This is a genomic window from Anabaena sp. EIM26, from assembly GCF_057568715.1.
In genome coordinates, this window is sequence record NZ_CM172472.1 from 365,025 (window position 1) to 386,454 (window position 21,430).

Below are 21,430 nucleotides of genomic sequence, written 5' to 3' on the forward strand. Positions count from 1 at the left end.
AATTTACGTAGATATTTCTCGTTGTTACGACCCCTAATAGGCAACGAGCATACTCACTGTTATGACCCTTTACAGGGCAGCGAGGCTTTTATCTTAAATAGAGTATATCTTATAAATTTGATAATTGACAATAGGTAGGGGCAAAAAGGAGGAAAGCCCCTACTGACACAGCAGATTGCAGATAAATGAGCTACAGAATCTAAATTAAAAGCCAGACACTAAGCCAGTTTGACTCCTTTCCTTCTTTCTCCTGACTCCTGACTCCTGACTCCTGACTTCTGCTGTCTTTACATTTCTGTTGCGTAATATTCCTGTTGTCTTTCCACAAAAGTCTGGACACGATTGCGGTAGTTTCTCAGGTTTTCATCTACCCAATCGCGATCGCTACTGTTGGCAAATAAATGTACCATTGGTTCACTAGCATCAGGTAAAACTAATACCCAACTATCATCATAGGGTTGACAAATTTTGACCCCATCAATTAATTCCAGATTTTGGGCTGGGTGAGTTTCCACCAAATAACGCATTAATGCCCCCTTTGCAGTCCAAGGACAGCGGATGGTATAATTCCTGTGAATGACTCTTGGCAGTTCGGCGCGAACAGATGCAAGCGATCGCTCTTGAATAGTTAACATTTCAATTAACTTGGCAATACAGAACATCGAATCAAACCCCGGATGAAGATGGGGGAAAATAAAACCAGTCTCACCACTGCCACCCAAAACCACATTCGGATTTTTCTGACAAGCCTCCATTAACGCCGTCGGATTTGCTTTCGTGCGAATTACCTTACCATCATGACGACGCGCAACTTGTTCCACAGCACTAGAAGCATGAACCGGTACAACTACCGAACATCTCGGATTAGATGTTAACATCATATCCACCATCAACGCCGTCAAAATTTCCCCCCGAATCGGATAACCAGACTCATCAACTAAAATCAGTTGTTCTCCATTAGCTGATACCTGCACCCCAAAATTAGCTTTGAGCGCTTCCACCACATGACCCAATTGAGTCAGTAGTCCTTCTCGGTTAGTGGTAGTCATTGAAGCTTTATTCAAACTCGCATTCAACACCACCGCGTCAGCACCAAATTTATCTAACATTTGGGGTAAAACTGCCCCAGACACAGCATAAACATAGTCAATTACCACCTTAGCCCGACTATTGCTGAGGGTAGAAACATTTAATAGCTTTTCAAAAGCAGTACAATAACGGTCAATCACTTGGCTAGGATAGGCAACATCACCTATTTCGTGACTTTGCGCTCTCCGCATATCTTCCTTAAAATAAGCCCCCTCAATCTTCTTTTCCTGAGCCTTAGTGATATTAATTCCCTTACTATCCATGAATTCAATTAGGATATAATCAGGACGATCTGGATGTATTCGCACATGAATACCCCCAGCAACTCCCATTGTGGGGATAACAGTTCGGGTAATGGGAATAGCTGTAGAATCGAGGTTTTGAATATCCACACCTACCGACATTAAACCAGCAATTAAAGAACGAGTCACCATGCGTGAGACATTGCGCTGGTCACGGGAAACTGTGACTTTAGAACCTGGTTTTAAAGTCGAACCATAAGCAGCACCTAATTTCACCGCAAATTCTGGGGAAATGTCGATATTAGCTAAACCTTGAACACCTCGTTGACCAAATAAATTTCGTTGGGCAGTATTTCCCCAAATCAAGTTAATATTTAAAACTGCACCAGATTCAATTTTTTTACTAGGCCAAACTCGCACCCCAGGACTAATTTGCGCTTCTTCTCCCACCGTAGAAAGGGAACCAACTACAGCAGCTTCTAATACATGAGCGCGTCTATCTACACGAGTTCCACGGGAAATTACACAAGCCGAAAGTTGGGCTTCGTCACCAATAATTGCCCCATTCCAAACTATGGGACGCTTCAAATTAGCATCAGCACCAATGGTGACATTATCACCAATCACAGTCCCATCTTCAATTTGTACTCTCGCCCCAATGCGGCAATTATCGCCAATTACAGCCGGAGTTTCAATTCTGGCTGTTTGATCAATATAAGTATTTTGACCCACCCAGATACCATCAGAAGTTTCTGTATAGGGAAAATCTAGTTTTACCTTCCTAGCTAAAGCATCATATTGGGCTTCACGATATGCATCTAAGTGACCCACATCACACCAGTAACCTTGGGCTACATAACCGTAAATTGGCTCATTTTTGGCTAGGAGTAAGGGAAATAAGTCTTTGGAAAAATCAGATTCAATGTTTTCTGGTAAATAGTCTAAAACTTCGGGTTCTAAAATATAAGTGCCAGTGTTGACAGTATCGGAAAAAATTTCGCTAGTGGAAGGTTTTTCTAAAAATCGCTGTATTCGTCCTTCTTCGTCAGTAATGACGACCCCAAATTCAATGGGGTTGGGAACGCGGGTTAAAATTAAAGTTGCTTTTGACTGTTTTTGTTTATGAAATGCGATCGCAGCACTCAAGTCAAAATCTGTGATACTATCTCCGCTAATTACTAAAAAAGTCTCATCCAGAAGTTCAGCAATATTCTTTACACACCCTGCCGTCCCCAGCGGTTGGTCTTCTTCAATAGCGTAGGTCATCTGCACGCCAAAATCACTACCATCTTGGAAATAATCTCGGAGAACATCTGGTAAATAATGCAACGTGGCAATTACTTCCGTGATGTGATGTCGTTTGAGAAGATTAATGATATGTTCAGCAATTGGTCGATTTAATATAGGAACCATCGGTTTCGGTAGATCGCAAGTTAAGGGACGTAACCTTGTCCCCGAACCCCCCGCCATTAATACTGCACGCATAAATCCTCCTATTCGCAGCCGTGGCTGCATCAAAATCCGTTATAAAACTTGCTTCTTCTTTATTTAGTCTCCTCCATATCTTGATCTTTGAGGAACTTTCACAAGAGACATCTACCACTAATCGCTGACGTTTACGGTAAAGCCTATCAAAATTCACCGTTTCCCTAACTAGCAATTTATGGTAATTATTAGGTAATCTAATAGTCTTTCAACCTTGTTACCTGTTATTTACAACATTTTTCAGGTAAACGAAGTACGGACTAACGACCGTTTGCTCCTATGATAATTTGTCGCTCACTAAGTTGCCATCTGCTGTAGCAATCCTGTTATCATAAAATAAGAGCAATTGGTAATACTAACTTAAACTATAAATTAAGTGACTTCAAAGCCGATAACGCCGCTTGGCATTAGCCATACATTGATAGCCGGATTTATATTTTATCTATAATTGGCGCGAAGTCTCTCTATTGCGTGGTAACTTTTAACTAAAATTCCTCAGTTACTAAGGAAATTGATAACAATGGGCAAGTTAATTATTCTTGGCTTGATAGTAGTTTATTTAGGTGGTGCTTGGAAATTTTGGACTGGGTTCAGGAAAACCAATTTTAATCAAACTCTGCCGAATCGCATTGGTTTTTCATTGTTATGGCCAGTTTTGTTTATTGCTAATCCATCCTATCGACGCAACTTTAGAAAAGCACTCAAGGGATAGATATTAATTTGGATTTTCAATAAAATTCAACATAAATTTGGGAGAACTTACAGCCATGCTTCACTCCCAAATTTATGCTTATCTTCAGGCAATTAGTTGTTGATTCTGATACTCAATTTAATTATTCAATCGTTTAAAAATAAGCTCAAATTTGATTTACTTAAACAATTAAAAGGAAAAACCCATCTTTCTTACTTTACTGATGAGCAAGTTCTAAAAACTATTTTAAACTTATAATTATCTGATATGATTACACCGCTAATTTCTCCAGAGATGTAGCGGTGTTTCACAAAAAGAACAAATCTATAATAACTAGGACTTACGCAAGATTGAACTCAAAACCTGATTCTTGCGTAGGGGTAATACCCTTCGGGAAGCAAGCTACATGAATTACGCCTACTTCCGTTCTGTTTTGCGTAAGTCCTGAATAACTAATTGCTAGATGTCTTCTGTAAAATAATGATTAGAAACTAAAAAGCTTGAATCCACTCTTTAATAAAATATTCTGTCCAGATGCCGTTTTGCCAATAGGGATCAGCTTCGACTAATTGACGGACAGTAGCTTCATCTTCGGCTTCGTAAATGCCAAAAACTTTAGTGACATCTTTAGTAGGGCCAAGGGTAATCAAAATACCCGATTCTTTTTGTTTTGCTAATCCTTCTAAATGAGCTTGACGATAGGGATCGCGTTTTTCTAACACGTCCTCGCAGTAAGTTCCCCACATTATATATTTAGGCATGATTGCTAGTTACTTCTACTGATTAATTAATAATATAGCAATTCCCAAGCTCATGAAATACACCCCACCCGCGCTGTCGCGCACCCTCCCCTTAGCAAGGGGAGGGTTGGGGATCTCACAAGGGTAGGTTTTTAATATTAAATGTAAAAAACCTACACCTGTGAGCCTTAAAAAGGGGGGATATTGATTAATTCTGATACTTTTCAAACATCCTCTAACCATTGGTTCTATTTTTATAACTTTTGTCAGAGGTTAATTTTTAGAAAATGATCACAATATAGTAAGTAGTTATATAGGACTAATATTTGATTTTTGAAATACACGTAGGGTGTGTTAGCGGAGCGTAACGCACCTTCCTTGAAGCCTTTGGTGCGTTACGGCTTACGCCTAACACACCCTACATATACCTAGATTTTTTCAGAAATCAAATATGATTACTATATTTTGTATAACTTACGCAACTAATATACAGCAAATTTCGCTGTCAGGAGGTACATACCTAGAGGGCAAGATGCCCGCACCACAAAAGTTTCATTATTCAAGTTTGTATCTTATTTAAATGAAATTCGCTGTATAAGTTGCGTAAGTCCTGATTTTCTTGTAGTGAGAAAATAATGATGTTAAATATCAGACTACTCTTGTGGTTGCAACAAAAATATTACATTAAATATTTCACTGTTTCGTTAAATAAATAGTCAAATTATCGTTTTCTTTAGAAATAAAGAAATAGAATTACCATGTCTTCATCAGAAACTTTTCCACAGGAACAGTCAGAATTTCAGACTTCACCTAATTTTGAGTTTTGGAGAGAAGTAGGTCTGATTACTGGTGGTACTCTCTTCTCAATCGGTATGCTGGCAAGTTCTATTTTTGTGGGAGGCTTAATTGGTCTAGCTATTAGTTGCCGCAATTTACCAAATGTTAAAAATATAGTCAATTTTTTGCCAGCAGAAACAACTTATATTTATGATATAAACGGCAAATTGTTAGTAGGTATACACGGGGAAGCCAATAGAAAAGTTGTATCATTGGATAGAATTCCCCCCAATTTAAAACGCGCAGTATTAGCCAGTGAAGATAATTATTTCTACAAACACCACGGCATTGACCCCGGAGGTATTGGTCGTGCGGCTGTAGTCAATTGGGTAGCTGGTGGTGTCAAAGAAGGAGGTTCTACAATCACCATGCAGCTGGTGAAAAATCTCTTTCTATCTAGAGAGCGTGCTTTAAGTCGCAAAATAGCCGAAGCGATATTAGCCATTCGTTTAGAACAAATTCTTAGCAAAGACCAGATTTTAGAAATGTACCTCAATCAAGTTTATTGGGGTCATAACAACTATGGTGTAGAAACAGCAGCACAGACATACTTTGATAAATCGGTGGAGAATTTGACTTTGAGTGAATCAGCAATGATGGCAGGTTTAATTCAAGCCCCAGAAAAACTTAGCCCTTTTGTCAACATGAACTTGGCTAAACAGAAACAAAGGCAAGTATTAGGAAGAATGCGGGCATTAAAATGGATTAGCCAGCAAGAATATGATGATGCTATCCAACAAAAAATTAAACTTGGTCAAATCAAGTCATTTCAAGGTAGTGTTTTTCCTGATGTTACCAATGCTGTAAAACAGGAATTGATTCAAAAGTTTGGGCATGATGCCGTGTTTAAAGGTGGAATGCGGGTGCAAACTACGGTAGCATCAGACCTGCAAATCATGGCTGAAGAAACTATCAATAAGTGGCATAAAACTCTTGAAAATCAAGGGTTAAATAAAAATCAAATGGCTTTAGTTGCAATTGATCCACGCACTCAATTTATCAAAGCATTGATAGGTGGTGTAGATTCAAAATCTAGCGAATTTAACCGGGTAACTCAAGCACTGCGTCAGCCTGGTTCTGCTTTTAAACCATTTGTTTACTATGCCGCTTTTGCTAGTGGTAAGTTTACGCCAGATACAACCATACTTGATACCCCGGTTAGCTACCCTGATGTGGAAGGAGGTGTTTATTCTCCACGTAATTACGATCATAGTTTTAAAGGTGCAATACCAATTCGTAATGCTTTGGCTCTATCTCGTAATGTCCCTGCGGTTAAGCTTGGTCAAGAGATAGGAATCAAAAAAGTTATTGAAACTTGCCGTACCTTAGGAATCAGCAGTCCGATGGAACCTGTAACTTCTTTGCCATTAGGTGCAATTGGTGTTACACCACTGGAAATAGCTAGTGCTTATGCGACTTTTGCCAATTATGGCTGGAAATCTCCGCCAACTCTCATCGCCCGTGTGAGTGATAGTAGTGGTAATATCTTGCTCGATAATACCCCAAAACCTCAACGAGTTCTTAATCCTTGGGCATCAGCTGCCATTTTAGATGTGATGCAATCGGCAGTTAAAGAAGGAACTGGTAGAGGTGCGATTATAAGCCGTCCATCTGCGGGAAAAACTGGTACAACTTCTTCAGAAAAGGATATTTGGTTTATTGGTATAGTACCCCAGTTAACAACTGCTATTTGGGTAGGAAGAGATGATAATAAACAGTTAGCTCGCCGTGCTACAGGTGGTGGTATGGTTGCTCCGATTTGGCGCGATTTTATGGAGAAGGCGCTTCAAGATGTACCAGTCGAGAAATTCCAGCCAGTTTCTAAGTTTTCTCGCCCTAAGCCAATTAAAAATACTAAACCACGTAAATCGAGAGAACAGTAGTTTTTCATGGCGTAACAGCTTATTTGGAAGTTAAACAAAACCTGCCCACATTGCGGCTGTTTTGCGATCGCACAATGTTGTTCTCTAGAATACCGATGTATTAATCTAGGGCTTACGCACGAAGTAATCAAAAACCTGATTCTTTCGTAGGGGTAATTCATGAATTACCCCTAAACAACCCAACCTACTCTATAACTGCTTTTTCCTCTTCCTGTTCAAGGTATACTAGAGGGAATCAATAAGTGCATCAAATCATCAATAATCACTTTCCCAATAACCTCTTAACGGAACAGTAAAACAGGAATATTGCTACTTCTGAGTAATTGAGCAGTTGTACTACCAATGACTAAATGTCGAATACGTCTATGTCCATAAGCTCCCATTAGTAAAAGACTGATATTTTGCTCAGTTATATATTTATTAATAACCTCTTCTGATTCACCTTCCCTAATGCTAGAAATGATATTAAAACCTGCCGCTTCTAAAATAATTTTAGCTTCATTGACTCTGTTCTCTGCTCTTGGATATGTTTCATTTTTAGTTACTTTCAACAGATGTATTTCTAAGTTTTTAAGGCTGGGAAAATTTACTATAAATTGTAGTATCTTTTTCCCTGTTAAACTACCATCATAAGCAACTAAAACTCGCTCAATGGGTCTATATTCACGGGGTGTAACTAAACATGGTTTTCTGATGCTGCGGACAATTCGCTCTACGTTTGCTCCTAAATGTCCAGATGCAAAATCTGCTGCTTCTCCCCGTTTACCTAAAACAATCAAATCGTAATTTTCTTCAAATTCCTGAAAATAATCCACCAGAAATCCGGTTTTATTATTGACAGTAAAATCTTCTAAGCCTTCTGCTTTAAGAATTTCAGCAGCAGTTTGTAAAATTAATCTTGCCCGTTGATTGTTCAGCTTGGCTTTTTCATGTTCTAAATTCACTAATTCATTTAGCAATTCTTCAGAAGCACCAAGTCCAATACTACCGCTTAAGTTGCCAGTAGAAACCACTTTTTGGCTGCGAATATCGGTGACAAACAAAACATTGATTTTGGCATGGAATTGATTAGCAAACCAAGCTCCATATTTGTAAACGTTTTCAGCAAAGGCTGAACCGTCGGTACAAAGTAAAATATTTTTCATGCTGGTTTTATTCCCTGGTAATTAAAGGGTAAAAGGTAAATTACTACTTTTTCAAATCATCAGATTTTTGAGAAGTTGCTAATTTATTCAGCAAGGTAGTACTAGCTTCATTGAGTCCAATTAGTTCTACTTCTGCACCATTGCGGCGAAATTTCAGCACTGCTCGATCAAGTACCTCTACAGCCCCTTGATCCCAGAGATGAGCATGAGATAAATCAATGGTGACACGCTCTACCAGTTCTGTAAAATCAAAAAATCCGAGAAATTCATCCCTCGATAAAAAGAAAATTTGCCCAGCTACTTTATAGATGCGATGAGAGCCATCTTCACTCAGCACTTTATCCACAAATACCAATTTGGCAATTTTGTTAGAGAAAAATACCGTACTCATAACGATGCCAATCACCACACCTAAAGCAAAATTTCGAGTGAGAATGGTAGTTACCATCGTTGTCAACATAACAGCGGTTTCGGTACGGGGAATGCGACGAATATTTTTGAAAGATGACCAGCGAAATGTCCCGATTGATACCATAATCATCACGGCTACTAATGCGGCCATGGGCATTTGCTTGACCCAATCTTGCAAAAATAAAATAGCAATTAATAGGAAAACTCCGGCCGCAAGAGTTGACAGTCTTCCTCTTCCACCAGACTGGACATTAATGACTGATTGGCCAATCATCCCACATCCAGCCATACCCCCAAAGAAGGCAGTAACTATATTTGCAATACCTTGCCCTTTGGCTTCTCGGTTTTTATCGCTGGGGGTGTCTGTGAGTTCATCTACTAGAGAAGCGGTGAGGAATGAAGCTAATAAACCAACGATCGCTAAAGTTAGAGAATAGGGCAGAATAATCTGTAGTGTTTCCAGCGTAAATGGTACTTGGGGTAGGGCAAAGCTGGGTAGGGCAGTGGGTAGTTGTCCCATATCCCCAACTGTGGGAACATCTAATTTAAGTGCGATCGCTGCGATCGTCATCACGGCTAAAGCAACCAAGGGAGAAGGAACAGCTTTGGTAAAGCGCGGCAGAATGTAAATAATCCCCAAGGAAAGAAGAGTTAATACATATACAGTCGGCGGTACATTGGTTAATTGGGGCAACTGGGCGAGGAAAATTAACACCGCTAAGGCATTGATATAGCCAATCATTACCGCCCTGGGGACAAATCGCATTTGTCGTCCGAGTTTCAGCAACCCAAACACAACCTGAAACACCCCTGTGAGGAAAGTGGCGGCAAATAAATACTGCAAACCATAATCTTTGACCAAATCAATCATTAGCAGCGCCATCGCTCCTGTAGCGGCGGAAATTGAACCTGGTCTACCTCCTAAAAATGCTGTGATGACGGCAATAATAAATGAGGCATACAGCCCGACTTTGGGATCAACCCCGGCAATGATCGAAAATGCGATCGCTTCTGGGATCAGTGCCAGTCCCACAACTGCACCCGCCATAATGTCTCGCTGGGTGTTAAAAAACCACTCTCGTCTCAAAATTATTCCGTTCAATTTTCCTCCTTATTCACCATAAATACCAATTCTCTAGAATCAAGGCATAATTACCGCGATCGCTTAACATAAAGATGTTAACTTTTGTGGGACACCCCAAAAATGATGGCAAAAAAGCCTTGTGGGGTACTCTCCACCGCCTCTAGATGGCTGTTGTGGGTTATTTCCAACTCCAATCAATCAAATCACCTTGAATGCTTCAGTGTAGGCAACAGAGGTCTGCATCTTGAGTTTTCTACACAGTTTCCAGAATTAATCATCTTCCAGTGAAGACTCATCTCTCTTGTCTAGATCAAGTCTGGATTTTGGCAATGAGAGCGATCGCTTCCCTTGATAAACAGGACTTACGCAAAACAGAACAAAAGTAGCGGTAATTCATGAATTACCGCTACGTAATAATAAGATTTTCAGCCACATCTTGCGTAAGTCCTGATCAAGTGCGGAAAAAATCGCTCCATGTATGCAATTAGCTAACATATATCCTGAATTAATTGCAAATAAACTCATAAATTGTGATCAAAAAATTCCTTTAAACCTAAATTCTCAAATGGCTAAATCACCTTTGTTTTTAAGAAATATTTGGTACTATGCATTACCAAGTAAGCAGCTAAAACCTGGAAAAACACTTTCCAAAACTCTCTTGAACGAGTTAATTGTTTTTAGTCGAAATAGCTCAGGCAAAGTCTTTGCCAAACTCGGTGAAACGAAAAGTTATCCAATACAAGAGGCACAAGGAAATATCTGGATTTATATGTCCAATAATGAAACTTCTTTAATACAAGAAGACATCCCTAGAATCCCTGATTTTGGCGACCAATCCCACCAAGCTTTTGAATCTATCCGCCTTCCCTGTGATGTTGATCACGCCGTAGTAGGATTAATCGATCCTGCTCATATTGCTTTCGTTCACCAGGCATGGTGGTGGCGTTCCCCGGAAATATTAAACGAGGTAGTCAAAACCTTTGACCCATCTCTGTATGGCTTTACCATGCGAAAGCATCCACTAGAGCAACAAACCTTTTTCTATCGCTTGATTGGGCGTAATCCACAGATCGAAATCTCATTTCGTTTGCCAGGAATTCGGATTGAGGGCGTATCTACTGATAAAAATATGGTCTATAATTTAACAGCAATTACTCCTATTTCCGAAACTGAAACAGAGGAAACAACCCTGTTTTACACAACTTTACCGTGGTTCCCCATTCTCAAGCCATTGTTGCTATGGTTTACCCGTAGTTTTCTCCATCAAGATCGAAAAATTTTGCTTAAACAACAAATTGGCTTGAAACATAATCCACCCTTAACTTTAGTTGGAGATGCCGATGCTCAGGCACGTTGGTATTATAGATTGAAGGCAGAATTTGCTCGATCTCAACTACAGGGTCATTCTTTTGTTAACCCAATTAGAGAAAAGATACTTCGATGGCGTAGCTAGACAGATTTCGCTAAAGAATGGGGGATGAAAAATTTAATGTAAATTTATCTTTTCATCAGACCAAATGGGTAGTAGTTTAACCTACTTCATCATTAATTCTGCATAGGTTTTTCTAAATTACTACATCTTTTATTTTCCGCTTTTTTAAGAAACTAGACATGAATGGCCGCTCAAAGAATAAGTAAAACCAATAAGCAATCATAAGTGACATTACCGTGCCTAGCAAATAGGATGCTGCCGCAAACATATCTGGTGAGATAGGCAGGTAAAACAGGAAGTAACGCACAAACACCAAAACTGGCCCATGAATAAGATATAGGCTATATGAAAATGTCCCCAGTGCGATCGCCCAAGGATGTTCTAATATCCTTAATGCTAATGGTGGTTCTTTGCCTTCAGTGATTGACTTAGTTAAGGAAATAAATAAACAAGCAAATGCAAAACCCGCAAAACTCTGATTAATCCATATATGCAATCCGAGGGGTCGCCATTCAGTTATAAAGGCAATACCAGTAAAGATAATAGCCAACCGACCCCAAGGTAGAGAATTTCTGAGCGCTACTAGCCTGGGTTTTCGAGAAAATCCAATATCTGCCGCCGCCATTCCTAAAGAAAATATACCCAAAAGCCAAGGATTTGCTTGTTCAAGAAACCCATTTAATAAGTAAAGCGGTGTTATCCCAATTACAAAAGCGATGATAACAACTGACGTTAATCCAACACGCCGCCATATAGGTAGTAATAAAAGTGGAAACAAAAAATACATTTGCCATTCCGTTGGAATACTCCACATCGGTGAGTTAATACTTATGGAAGTATGCTCACTAAAGTTGTGGATTAATAGCAGGTGAGTTACAACATCCAGCAAAGAAAATTTAGGTGAAAATGAGCCGAAACCAGCTACTTCATTCCACCTAAAACTTGTATATTGCTCTAATATGAAAACAACTGCTCCTATTAATAAACAAATGAATAAGGCTATGTAATATGGAGGTAAAATTCTCCGTGAGCGCCTCTTAATATAATTAATCAGACTTCCCGGCAAATGACCATTTTCAGAACGAGCTACTGGCAACATTAAAACATAACCAGAAAGCACAATAAAACTGATCACACTAAATGCACCATATTTCATAATCCTGGCAAAAAAGAACCAGTGCATAGGTAATTGATCTCCGATTGCTGGTTCAACATGAACAAGTACAACATACAAAGATGCCAATCCCCTTAAACCATCCAAATAAGGAAGATGAATTCTTTTTTCAGTAGATTTTTCTGTTATTGTTGTCATTCAATTAATCTCCTAATTATGTTTTGGATGATAGATACTTTTACCTCTGATTAACAGCAGAATTTTTGTTTACTTAAAATGTGTTATGAGTGGGATAATTCTGTAGATTTCAACTTAACAAGTTCTTTACCATCACGATTTTTAATCACTCGTGCAGGTATACCCACAGCTACCGAAAATGGAGGAATATCTTTAGTCACAACAGCACCAGCACCAATAACACTGCCTTTACCAATGGTCACACCGTCTAACACTTTCACTCCATGTCCTAGCCAACAATCATCTTCAATCACAATCCCCTTTTGAGTAATACCTTGGTATTTGATTGGCTCCATTGGATCTGTAAAATTGTGATTATTGGCATATATTCCCGTGTGGGCTGCAATTAAACACTGTTTACCAATTTTGATATTTCCAGGGCCAGCAATACAAACGCTGGGGCCAATAAAAGTATCTTCACCAATTTCGATATAAGTTTTGTTTAATGCTCCTATCAGAACGTTACGCTCTAGGATAACTCCATTTTCTAGATGAATTATATTATTTTCATGTCCTTCTCCATCTATACGAACACCTTTAAAAATATACACTCTATCGCCAATTTCAATAGCATCGGTACTGATAAATTCAACGCCATCTTGAATATAAACTGAGCTACCTATCTGAGCAAAAATAGTGCGGTATAGCAAATTACGTAACTTTACACCCCCAAAAATTGTCGGAATATCGCCTATAAGAGTGGTTAAGAAAAGTTCTTGAAATCTCTTCCATTTTGAAAATTTGTTTAATTCATTCATGACTCTATTCTTCACGGCTAAATTTTGAAATTGGAGATTTGTATCATTGTGAAATTCCTAACTCAAAATATTAGGACTTATGCAAGATTTAACTCAAAACCTGATTCTTGCGTAGGGGTAATTCATGTAGCTTGCTTCCCGAAGGGTATTATCCCTACTTCTGTTCTGTTTTGCGTAAGTCCTGAATATCCTGTAACTAAGTCTCATTATGTATAGCAACAGACAGTTAGTTAGGACATAAATAAAAGGTTTTTACTCCTGAATTCTGGCTTCGGTTATATGATCTATATTTTTAGACCTGTTTTTTAAAAGTGCAGATTACTAAAAAATAAGATGGCTAATATAAGGTTTTTCAAATATTTGAAAAACCCAAAGCAATTTTGTCAGGCTAAAAACTATTCAATGCAGGTGTTATTTAATTGTTAGACATAGCTATCCAAAAAATGCTGTATATGTTTACAAGCAAATTTTGTAATTACAGCAGTTTGCAATTGTCTGATTGCTGCTGCAATATTGAGTACTTGTATTAGCTAGAAATTAGAGAAAATATTTTTTGATATTCCCAACTGATTAATACTAAAGCTTAATGCTTAAACACAACATTAAACATCTCACTCTTGATGTGTAATATTTAGCAATTTGCCAAGCTAGTATAATTCAGATATTCTATTATCAAATATCAAAATATTGATTCCAATTCAATTACATCTGTTTATACTCTTCCCAGGTGAAAATATAATTTTCTCACTGCTATCAAGATGTAATTGTTGAATTCCTCATGAATTTTCTAAGCAAGTACAAGTACGTTAAATTAAGGGGGAGTATCTCCAACTTCAGCCATTACATTGAAGTTAACCATCGGAGCAAACAAATAAACGCTTCCCCGATTACTATAACGGCTTCCTTGCAGCCAGTTTGTTGAGTCTGCTGCTGTTGTCATTATTATGTACACAGAGAATTTACTGATTCACTAAAGTGCCTTTATCGTGACACGAGTAGTGTGCTTCCACTATCTTATAAAGAAACTTACAAAGTTTTCATCAAGAAGTAGTAAAGTTTAAATGAGAAATATAAAGATTTAAAAGTAAGCATAGTTTTATAATAGGTATTTTTATTAATTAAAAGATATTAATTATACTCCAGGAAAATGGCTATTAATAACATATATAACCACTAAAATTAGAGAAAATACAGATAATAAAAAGCAATCATAATTTTTGTAATCCTCTAAGAAGCTTGGGATCAAAGAAATCTATTTGAGATTTTAGGCGTTCATGGTAATGATAATTGGGAATTGGAAAAAACTCTTACCAATTCCCAATTACCAAATCCTAACTTCTTAAACTAACACCAAACTTTTCTACTAAAGCGGTGCGGACTTTATTATGAACTGGTTCAACTTCATTTTCGGTGAGAGTGCGATCGCTTGAACGATAGACTAGACGAAACGCTAAACTCCGCTGTCCTTCGGGAACGTGTTCACCACGATACTCATCAAACAATTCCACAGAATCCAGCAAACCTTTACCCGCTTTGGTAATCACCTTTTCAATTTCTGAAACCGTGACTTTCACAGGTGCAAAAAAGGCAATATCTCTGTCACTGGCCGGATAGGTAGAATAGGAGTTAAATTTGGGAATCAACAACTCATCATCATCCAGCGCATTTAAAAGTACATCCAAACTTAATTGGAACACATAAACTGCCTCTGGCAAACCTTTTTCTTTCCGCAATTGAGGATGAACTTGTCCAAAAGTTCCCAATCTATTCCCCCGTACCCATAAAGAAGCAGTGCGTCCTGGATGTAAACGGGAATCTCGATTTTCAGGTTGAAATTCTACTAATAAGCTAAATTGCTTAAATACGCTTTCTAAAATGCCTTTAGCTTCAAACCAAGTAATCGGTTGTTCACGACCACCTCGTGACCATTTACCAACAGTAGCATCACCACCGATGATCCCCGCCAACATTTCGGCTTCTTCTAAACCTTCTTCTTCTCGCCAGAAAATGCGCCCAATTTCAAAACCATTCAGTACCCCATTTCCCTGTTCAATATTATATTGACAGGCATCAATTAACCCAGCAATCAAATCAGTCCGCAATGCTGAATATTCTGCAAATAAAGGATTTGTTAAGACTACCTGTTGGCTTTCCCCTGGTTTAACTAGAGAATAATGGATTAATTCTGTTAAACCTTCAGCCCGTAAATAAGCGCGTAATTTGCGGATTAATTCTTGATCTAAGGGTAGATAGCCAGCTTCAGACTTTTCTGGTAAGGTGTCGCAGAATTTGTCATAACCGTAAAGACGGGCAATTTCTTCAATTAAATCTATTTCCCGTTCTAAGTCGCGGTAACGATAGGGAGGAACGGTAACTGTCCATGTGCGTTCTCCACTACCGACTAATTCACACCCTAATGCAGTTAAGATTTTTTCTACATTTTCTGCTTCTAGTACTCCCGTTTCTTCTCCCAATTCAATTGGCCCTAGTACTTCGTTAATCCTATCTAAACGCAATGCGATAGAATGCGACCAGGTAGAAGGGTGAGGACGATGATCAGAAATTTCTTGCTGAACAATTACACCCGCAGCCAATTCGCTAATTAATGATAAAGCTCGGTTACAAGCTATTTCTAATTCAGCGCGGTTAACTCCTCTTTCGTATCTGCCAGAAGCTTCACTTCTTAAACCAACACTGCGAGAAGAACGCCGAATAGCGACAGAATCAAATAAAGCCGCTTCTAAAACTAGGCTTTGTGTAGCTTGATGAACTTCAGTTTCTTCCCCACCCATGACTCCTGCTAAGGCTACAGCTTTGTTGTTAGCAGTAATTAATAAATTCTGGGTTGAGAGGGTGCGGGTTTGGCCATCTAAGGTTTTGAGGGTTTCTCCAGCATTAGCAAAGCGGACACCAACGGTTAAATTTTCACCCCCAGCTACAGATTTTAAGCGATCGCAATCAAAAGCGTGTAGAGGTTGTCCCCGTTCCAACAATACAAAGTTGGTGATGTCTACTACATTATTAATTGGTCGTACCCCAGCAGCAAGTAAACGCTGTTTTAACCATTCAGGAGAGGGGGCAATTTTGATCTGTTCAATCACCGTCCCAATATAAGCAGGGCAAGCTTCGGGTTCAGAAATTTTTAAACTTAAGTTACTTGTATCTTTGGTAATTGTGACTTCACCAGGTGCGGGAATAGATAACTTTCCACCAGTTAAAGCTGCCACTTCCCTAGCTATACCCACCATACTCAAAGCATCAGCACGGTTAGCGGTAGTAGCAACATCTAAAATTACATCCTCTAAACCCAACAATGGACGCACGTCACTACCTAAAGGCAGATTTTCTTGGGTGAAAATATGAATTCCATCTATATCTGTAGGTAAACCCAGTTCTTTTAAAGAACAAATCATCCCATTAGATGGCACACCGCGTAGTTTTGCAGGTTTAATTTTTAAGTCGATATTTGGTAAATACGTGCCTGTAGTGGCAACTGGGACATAAATATCCGCACGGACGTTCGCCGCACCACAAACAATATTTAAAGTCTCATCTGCCCCAATATCAACTGTACATACACTCAGTTTATCAGCGTTGGGGTGGGGTTGACGCTCAAGCACTCTCCCCACAACTACGCCATTTGCCCAAGTGCGGCGATCTTCAATATCTTCTACTTCAAACCCAGCTATTGTCAGGGTTTCCGCCAATTCTTCTGGACTAAGTTTTATTTCTACTAGTTCACGTAGCCAATTTAGAGAAATACGCATGGAGTGTGCTTGTGTTCGGAATCGTCTTTTGCTGCTCTCATTTTAGGGTTTCTAGTCAGCAATTGAAAAATGAACATTAATTATTAGAATGAAGTCCGTTTGATTGCCGGAAACAGGGAACATATTTAACAGTCCTTGTGTGTATGGGTTTGAGATGACTGTCTGTTCTCATATCTCCAACTTTTTGGCCTCCTGTTCCCCCAATTGTCAAGGTATCAATACGGGGATCATCCAGTATTCATAAAAACTTATCAAAGAAAATAATTTTATATATATGCTTCGTAAACAAATGTTAAGCGATTCTTATTAAAAAAGATTGCAATCTCTTGATTTAGTTGCTAACGTGTGTAGTGGCAACATACTAGTGAATGCTCGGATTAAAGAGAGGTAAAACCGATGCGCTGTATCCACGCCGATGGACTTGAGTTTTGACTATCGTACCAACGAGAAATTTCGGCTTCGTATAGGCAATGGAGGGGTATTGCCGGATTAGCTAGAGATGCTCGTTTGACTAGTATTACCAATCATCAATCTATTACCAATCATCAATCGTCTGACCTTTGGATTGCAAAGAAGCAAGTGGTAAGACGAAGAATATGGAGGTGAAAACCGATGAAGATTCAAGATAAAGTAGCTCTGATTACGGGTGCTTCCCGTGGAATTGGCAAAGCGATCGCACTAGAGTTAGCCCAACAAGGAGTAAAGCGGCTGATATTGGTAGCACGCGATCGCCATAAATTAGCCGAAGTAGCCCAAGAAATCGAGGCATTCGGGACTGAAACCACAATCATAGAATTAGATTTGACGCAAGCCGTCAACGTAAATATTGCGATCGCTCAACTATGGCGCACAGATGGCCCCATACACCTTTTAGTTAACTGTGCAGGAGTCGCATATCAGAACTCATTTCTGCAATCAAAACTCCCCCAAGTCCAAGAAGAACTCTCCGTCAACTTGTTAGGAATGTACAACCTCACGAGTCTGATAGCCCGTCGTATGGCCAGTCAAAAAGAGGGAACAATCGTCAATGTTTCCAGTCTCATGGGGAAAGTTGCAGCCCCCACAATGGCCACCTATTCAGCCACCAAGTTTGCAATTCTCGGCTTTACCCAAGCCCTCCGTCGGGAACTAGCCGAACACAACATCCGCGTTGTCGCCTTACTTCCCACCCTCACCGACACAGACATGGTGCGAGACTTAAAACTATTTCGTGGAGTCACCCCGATGACACCCCAACAAGTCGCCCAAGCACTCACCAGAGGACTAGAAAAAGACTCATCAGAAATCTTAGTCGGATGGCAATCTCATTTAGCCGTTTTGTGTCAAAATTTTGCCCCTTGGTTGTTAGAAATAGTTTTAAAACTAGCAGCACCAAGAAAACAACCCCAACCCAACTTAATCAAGAGTTTTGTCAGAAAAATCCAGCATTTTAGCAATTCGTTGTTCTCTAGAAATAGGCTGGCTTTCGGTTCAGCCCGTAAGTAGGAAATGAAGAATGTAGAGACTTTGTTTAACGGAAGTTCGACGAAGTTGTAAAATCCCTCTCTCTACTATATACACATATCCTTACCCAGACTTAATTGGGAAATCCAGTTCCCCTCCTCGCTTGCCTACGGTGTACACACAAGTGATCTGATTACCCAAAACAAGCCCTGGCGATTATAAATCACGGCTACACAAACGAAGTCCACCTGCGTGGACTAAGAAACAATACTGGTTTTGCCTGTGTAGTTGCGGTTTCTAACCGCCGATTTAATCTTAAATAGGACTTGTGTGTACACCCTGATATTGCCTTTTTTTAGGTGTATTTTTAGTTTAGCAAATCCATAATTACTAATTTTCTAAAATATATTTACCAATAACTTTTTTTAATTCATCAGGTGCTTCAATAGCTATAGCTGCACCCAAATCTGGGCGAATAACCCACCACCAAATTAAAATTTCTAACCGACTAGGTGGCTCAGAATTAGGACACCATTCAATATAACCTTCATTTACCCCAATCAGATTAGGACATAACATATTAGCTGTATCTACCCGTTGATCCAATTTTTCAAATTGGATGATATTTTCCCAAGCCACTTCATTGGTAATTGAGCTTAAAATTGATTGCACGTCCAAGGTTAACATTAAACTGTACCTCCAAAAACTTTAATAACCCTAATACCAAAGTCCTGTTGTTCTTCAAAACTTTGATTTCCTAACCATAGTCCGCATCAAGTCGGAGCATCCCAATTTTGCAAAAATGCAGAATAAGTATCTGAAAACTCTCTTCTTTCTTCTTACCTTCGTGTCCTTCGCTTCTTCGTGGTTCGTTCATTTCATGTCTTGTTTAAGTTAGAAGCTCAGAAAAAATAAACTTACAAATTTGGGATTCTCCCGCATCAATTAGTTTTCCTTTTCACATAAAACCGAAAATACCCAAACCAAGAAAATACATTAACTGCAACTAGCAAACCTGCACCCAAATAAGCTTGAATACTAGAAAATAAATAAATTGTCGCTCCTAAAACCAATAGAATTTCTACAAAAGCCGCAATGCGTCCATAATGATTTACATCCCAATAAGAAATAGGACTGATAAAACGATAATTACTGAAAGGAAAAAAGTGACGATGAGCATCATTGTTATGAACTGGTAAATCTAACAAAGAATGCAACACCATACTTATAAAACCTACCTCAATTACTTGCCAATTCCCGATATGGGCAATTAATAAACCCAGTAACGCTAAAGGGATCGAATGAAACGTACTGACAATAAATTGCCAAAAAGGTTGATAATAAACCTCAGACCAAATTTGGCGTTCTGGTAAACGGTAAACAAACTTCATCAAGAAGTAGAACACAAAGATGGGAATATCTGGAAGGACTGCACCGATAATAATCGCTGGACTAGCCTGAGTTCGTAGTTGTTGATTAAAAATCACCAGATTGAGAATTGCGTGACTGGGGGTGTTCATAGCCAGATATTGGTGCAAGATTGACAGTTATACATCGTTTCGGAGCAACCAGAAATGTTTCAATTACCTACTAATCTGCCCAATTTGCCCGAAATCATTGATGATTTACCAAATATATCTGGTTGGGAAACAGAAGTTCTGGCTGTAGTCAACCATAATCAGCCTGTATTTTTACCAACAACTAATATTAAATTAGCAGATGTAAATGCAGTATTTGCGATCGCACTCCATATGCACCAGCCCACTATACCAGCTGGACAGAATGCTTCACTCATCAGCAATCTGCAATATATGTTTGAACATCAGCACGAGGGAGACAACCACAACGCAGCCCCCTTTGCTTATTGTTACAGCCGGATAGGTGACTTTATACCTGAACTAGTCAATCAAGGTTGCAATCCCCGTGTCATGTTGGATTACTCTGGTAATCTGTTGTGGGGACTCCGACAAATGGGAAGAAGCGACATTCTCGACAATCTTAAACGCGTAACTTGTGATCCTACCTATCAGCCTTATGTAGAATGGTTGGGAACAATGTGGAGTCACGCCGTCATTCCTTCTACACCCATAGCAGATATTAAACTGCATATCATCGCTTGGCAACAACATTTCGCGGCAATTTTTGGTTGGGAAGCACTAGCGCGAGTCAAGGGATTTTCTCCCCCAGAAATGCATCTACCCAATCACCCCGATACCCTCTTTGCATTCATCAAAGCCCTCAAAGAATGTGGATACCGTTGGTTATTGGTACAAGAACACACTATAGAAACAATTAGCGGTCAATCAATCACCCAAAAACATTTACCACATAGTTTAATTGCTCGCAATTCCCAAGGAGAAACTATTAGTATTACCGCCTTAATTAAAACCCAAGGTTCAGATACAAAATTAGTTGCTCAAATGCAGCCATATTACGAAGCCAAAACCTTATCTAAACAACAATTAGGTAATGTTTTAGTACCGCCAATTGTTAGCCAAATTGGTGATGGTGAAAATGGTGGTGTGATGATGAATGAATTTCCCAGCGGTTTTAAACAAGCTTGGGGGGATATGGTGCAGAATGGGGGAGGAAAAACCGGAGTAGTAGGTGTTTGTGGTACAGAATATTTAGAATTACTAGCAGATGCTGGTTGTCAACCTGAAGACTTTCCCCAATGTCAACCAGTAGGACAGCATCAAATTTGGCAGCAGATTGCACCAAATAATTCTCAACCAGATGCTGTAGAAAATGCCATTCAAGAAATCAAAAAAAATAACCCCAATTTTCATATTGATGGGGCATCATGGACTAATCATATTAGTTGGGTTCAAGGATACGAAAATGTTTTATCTCCCATGTATGAATTAAGCAGTTCATTTCATCAAAAATTTGATCAAATATCGTCTAATAATGCAGATGAACCTGTAACTAGACAACCTCACTATCGCCAAGTTTTATTACATAATCTGTTACTACAAACAAGTTGTTTTCGATATTGGGGACAAGGTGCTTGGACTGATTATGCACGGGATATATACCAACGTGGTGAAAATTTACTTTAACACCAACCAA

Annotated in this window: 15 protein-coding genes; 5 read left to right on the top strand and 10 right to left on the bottom strand. The window is 39.1% G+C overall.

What is annotated here, in order from left to right; translation table 11 throughout:
* Positions 1 to 287: 287 nt before the first annotated feature.
* A complete protein-coding gene (locus tag AC012T_RS01460; protein ID WP_487062558.1) occupies positions 288 to 2,816 on the bottom strand; it encodes a sugar phosphate nucleotidyltransferase in 2,529 nt (842 codons plus the stop codon).
* 520 nt (positions 2,817 to 3,336) lie between these two features.
* Between AC012T_RS01460 and AC012T_RS01465 the strand changes: the two genes are divergently transcribed.
* Entirely contained in the window at positions 3,337 to 3,528 is a 192-nt protein-coding gene (locus tag AC012T_RS01465) for a hypothetical protein (RefSeq protein ID WP_487062559.1), read from the top strand.
* Between the two features lie 470 nt (positions 3,529 to 3,998).
* Here AC012T_RS01465 and AC012T_RS01470 read toward each other — a convergent pair whose 3' ends face one another.
* Complete coding sequence (locus tag AC012T_RS01470; protein ID WP_487062560.1) at positions 3,999 to 4,268, bottom strand: YciI family protein; 270 nt, start codon at positions 4,266 to 4,268, stop codon at positions 3,999 to 4,001.
* A 737-nt stretch (positions 4,269 to 5,005) separates the two neighbouring features.
* Between AC012T_RS01470 and AC012T_RS01475 the strand changes: the two genes are divergently transcribed.
* Complete coding sequence (locus AC012T_RS01475) at positions 5,006 to 6,967, top strand: transglycosylase domain-containing protein (protein ID WP_487062561.1); 1,962 nt, start codon at positions 5,006 to 5,008, stop codon at positions 6,965 to 6,967.
* Between the two features lie 281 nt (positions 6,968 to 7,248).
* Here AC012T_RS01475 and AC012T_RS01480 read toward each other — a convergent pair whose 3' ends face one another.
* A complete protein-coding gene (locus tag AC012T_RS01480) occupies positions 7,249 to 8,112 on the bottom strand; it encodes a universal stress protein (protein ID WP_487062562.1) in 864 nt (287 codons plus the stop codon).
* A gap of 43 nt (positions 8,113 to 8,155) precedes the next feature.
* A complete protein-coding gene (locus AC012T_RS01485; RefSeq protein ID WP_487066398.1) occupies positions 8,156 to 9,571 on the bottom strand; it encodes a SulP family inorganic anion transporter in 1,416 nt (471 codons plus the stop codon).
* Positions 9,572 to 10,172: 601 nt separating this feature from the next.
* On the opposite strand from AC012T_RS01485, the gene AC012T_RS01490 reads away from it, so the two are divergent.
* Positions 10,173 to 11,060, top strand: a complete 888-nt coding sequence (locus AC012T_RS01490; RefSeq protein ID WP_487062563.1) for an aromatic ring-hydroxylating dioxygenase subunit alpha — start codon at positions 10,173 to 10,175, stop codon at positions 11,058 to 11,060.
* Between the two features lie 112 nt (positions 11,061 to 11,172).
* On the opposite strand, the gene AC012T_RS01495 is transcribed toward AC012T_RS01490, so the two are convergent.
* The 4 genes from AC012T_RS01495 to pheT form a co-directional block, all read right to left on the bottom strand.
* The gene (locus tag AC012T_RS01495) at positions 11,173 to 12,351 is read right to left on the bottom strand and encodes an acyltransferase family protein (protein WP_487062564.1); all 1,179 of its coding nucleotides are present in this window, start codon (positions 12,349 to 12,351) and stop codon (positions 11,173 to 11,175) included.
* 83 nt (positions 12,352 to 12,434) lie between these two features.
* On the bottom strand, positions 12,435 to 13,148 hold the full coding sequence (locus AC012T_RS01500) for an acyltransferase (protein ID WP_487062565.1): 714 nt from the start codon (positions 13,146 to 13,148) through the stop codon (positions 12,435 to 12,437).
* Positions 13,149 to 13,959: 811 nt separating this feature from the next.
* Entirely contained in the window at positions 13,960 to 14,088 is a 129-nt protein-coding gene (locus AC012T_RS01505) for a hypothetical protein (protein WP_277882422.1), read from the bottom strand.
* A gap of 391 nt (positions 14,089 to 14,479) precedes the next feature.
* Positions 14,480 to 16,915 (bottom strand): phenylalanine--tRNA ligase subunit beta, encoded by a 2,436-nt coding sequence (pheT, locus tag AC012T_RS01510; protein ID WP_487062566.1) that lies wholly within the window; start codon positions 16,913 to 16,915, stop codon positions 14,480 to 14,482.
* A 612-nt stretch (positions 16,916 to 17,527) separates the two neighbouring features.
* Here pheT and AC012T_RS01515 point away from each other — a divergent pair.
* Complete coding sequence (locus AC012T_RS01515; protein ID WP_487062567.1) at positions 17,528 to 18,400, top strand: SDR family NAD(P)-dependent oxidoreductase; 873 nt, start codon at positions 17,528 to 17,530, stop codon at positions 18,398 to 18,400.
* Positions 18,401 to 18,748: 348 nt separating this feature from the next.
* Here AC012T_RS01515 and AC012T_RS01520 read toward each other — a convergent pair whose 3' ends face one another.
* Positions 18,749 to 19,045: a hypothetical protein gene (locus tag AC012T_RS01520; RefSeq protein WP_487062568.1), complete on the bottom strand. Its 297-nt coding sequence runs from the start codon at positions 19,043 to 19,045 to the stop codon at positions 18,749 to 18,751.
* Positions 19,046 to 19,299: 254 nt separating this feature from the next.
* Positions 19,300 to 19,878: a metal-dependent hydrolase gene (locus tag AC012T_RS01525; protein ID WP_487062569.1), complete on the bottom strand. Its 579-nt coding sequence runs from the start codon at positions 19,876 to 19,878 to the stop codon at positions 19,300 to 19,302.
* Between the two features lie 54 nt (positions 19,879 to 19,932).
* Here AC012T_RS01525 and AC012T_RS01530 point away from each other — a divergent pair, with 54 nt between their 5' ends.
* Positions 19,933 to 21,420, top strand: a complete 1,488-nt coding sequence (locus AC012T_RS01530) for a glycosyl hydrolase family 57 (RefSeq protein WP_487062570.1) — start codon at positions 19,933 to 19,935, stop codon at positions 21,418 to 21,420.
* The last annotated feature ends 10 nt before the right edge of the window (positions 21,421 to 21,430 follow it).

Bases quoted from the DNA above. Each gene is read 5' to 3' on its own strand.
- AC012T_RS01465 (WP_487062559.1), top strand. From the start codon at position 3,337: ATGGGCAAGTTAATTATTCTTGGCTTGATAGTAGTTTATTTAGGTGGT.
- AC012T_RS01470 (WP_487062560.1), bottom strand. From the start codon at position 4,268: ATGCCTAAATATATAATGTGGGGAACTTACTGCGAGGACGTGTTAGAA.
- AC012T_RS01530 (WP_487062570.1), top strand. From the start codon at position 19,933: ATGTTTCAATTACCTACTAATCTGCCCAATTTGCCCGAAATCATTGAT.
- AC012T_RS01495 (WP_487062564.1), bottom strand. From the start codon at position 12,351: ATGACAACAATAACAGAAAAATCTACTGAAAAAAGAATTCATCTTCCT.
- AC012T_RS01525 (WP_487062569.1), bottom strand. From the start codon at position 19,878: ATGAACACCCCCAGTCACGCAATTCTCAATCTGGTGATTTTTAATCAA.
- AC012T_RS01500 (WP_487062565.1), bottom strand. From the start codon at position 13,148: ATGAATGAATTAAACAAATTTTCAAAATGGAAGAGATTTCAAGAACTT.
- AC012T_RS01475 (WP_487062561.1), top strand. From the start codon at position 5,006: ATGTCTTCATCAGAAACTTTTCCACAGGAACAGTCAGAATTTCAGACT.
- AC012T_RS01520 (WP_487062568.1), bottom strand. From the start codon at position 19,045: ATGTTAACCTTGGACGTGCAATCAATTTTAAGCTCAATTACCAATGAA.
- AC012T_RS01505 (WP_277882422.1), bottom strand. From the start codon at position 14,088: ATGACAACAGCAGCAGACTCAACAAACTGGCTGCAAGGAAGCCGTTAT.
- AC012T_RS01515 (WP_487062567.1), top strand. From the start codon at position 17,528: ATGAAGATTCAAGATAAAGTAGCTCTGATTACGGGTGCTTCCCGTGGA.
- AC012T_RS01490 (WP_487062563.1), top strand. From the start codon at position 10,173: ATGGCTAAATCACCTTTGTTTTTAAGAAATATTTGGTACTATGCATTA.
- pheT (WP_487062566.1), bottom strand. From the start codon at position 16,915: ATGCGTATTTCTCTAAATTGGCTACGTGAACTAGTAGAAATAAAACTT.
- AC012T_RS01480 (WP_487062562.1), bottom strand. From the start codon at position 8,112: ATGAAAAATATTTTACTTTGTACCGACGGTTCAGCCTTTGCTGAAAAC.
- AC012T_RS01485 (WP_487066398.1), bottom strand. From the start codon at position 9,571: ATGGCGGGTGCAGTTGTGGGACTGGCACTGATCCCAGAAGCGATCGCA.
- AC012T_RS01460 (WP_487062558.1), bottom strand. From the start codon at position 2,816: ATGCGTGCAGTATTAATGGCGGGGGGTTCGGGGACAAGGTTACGTCCC.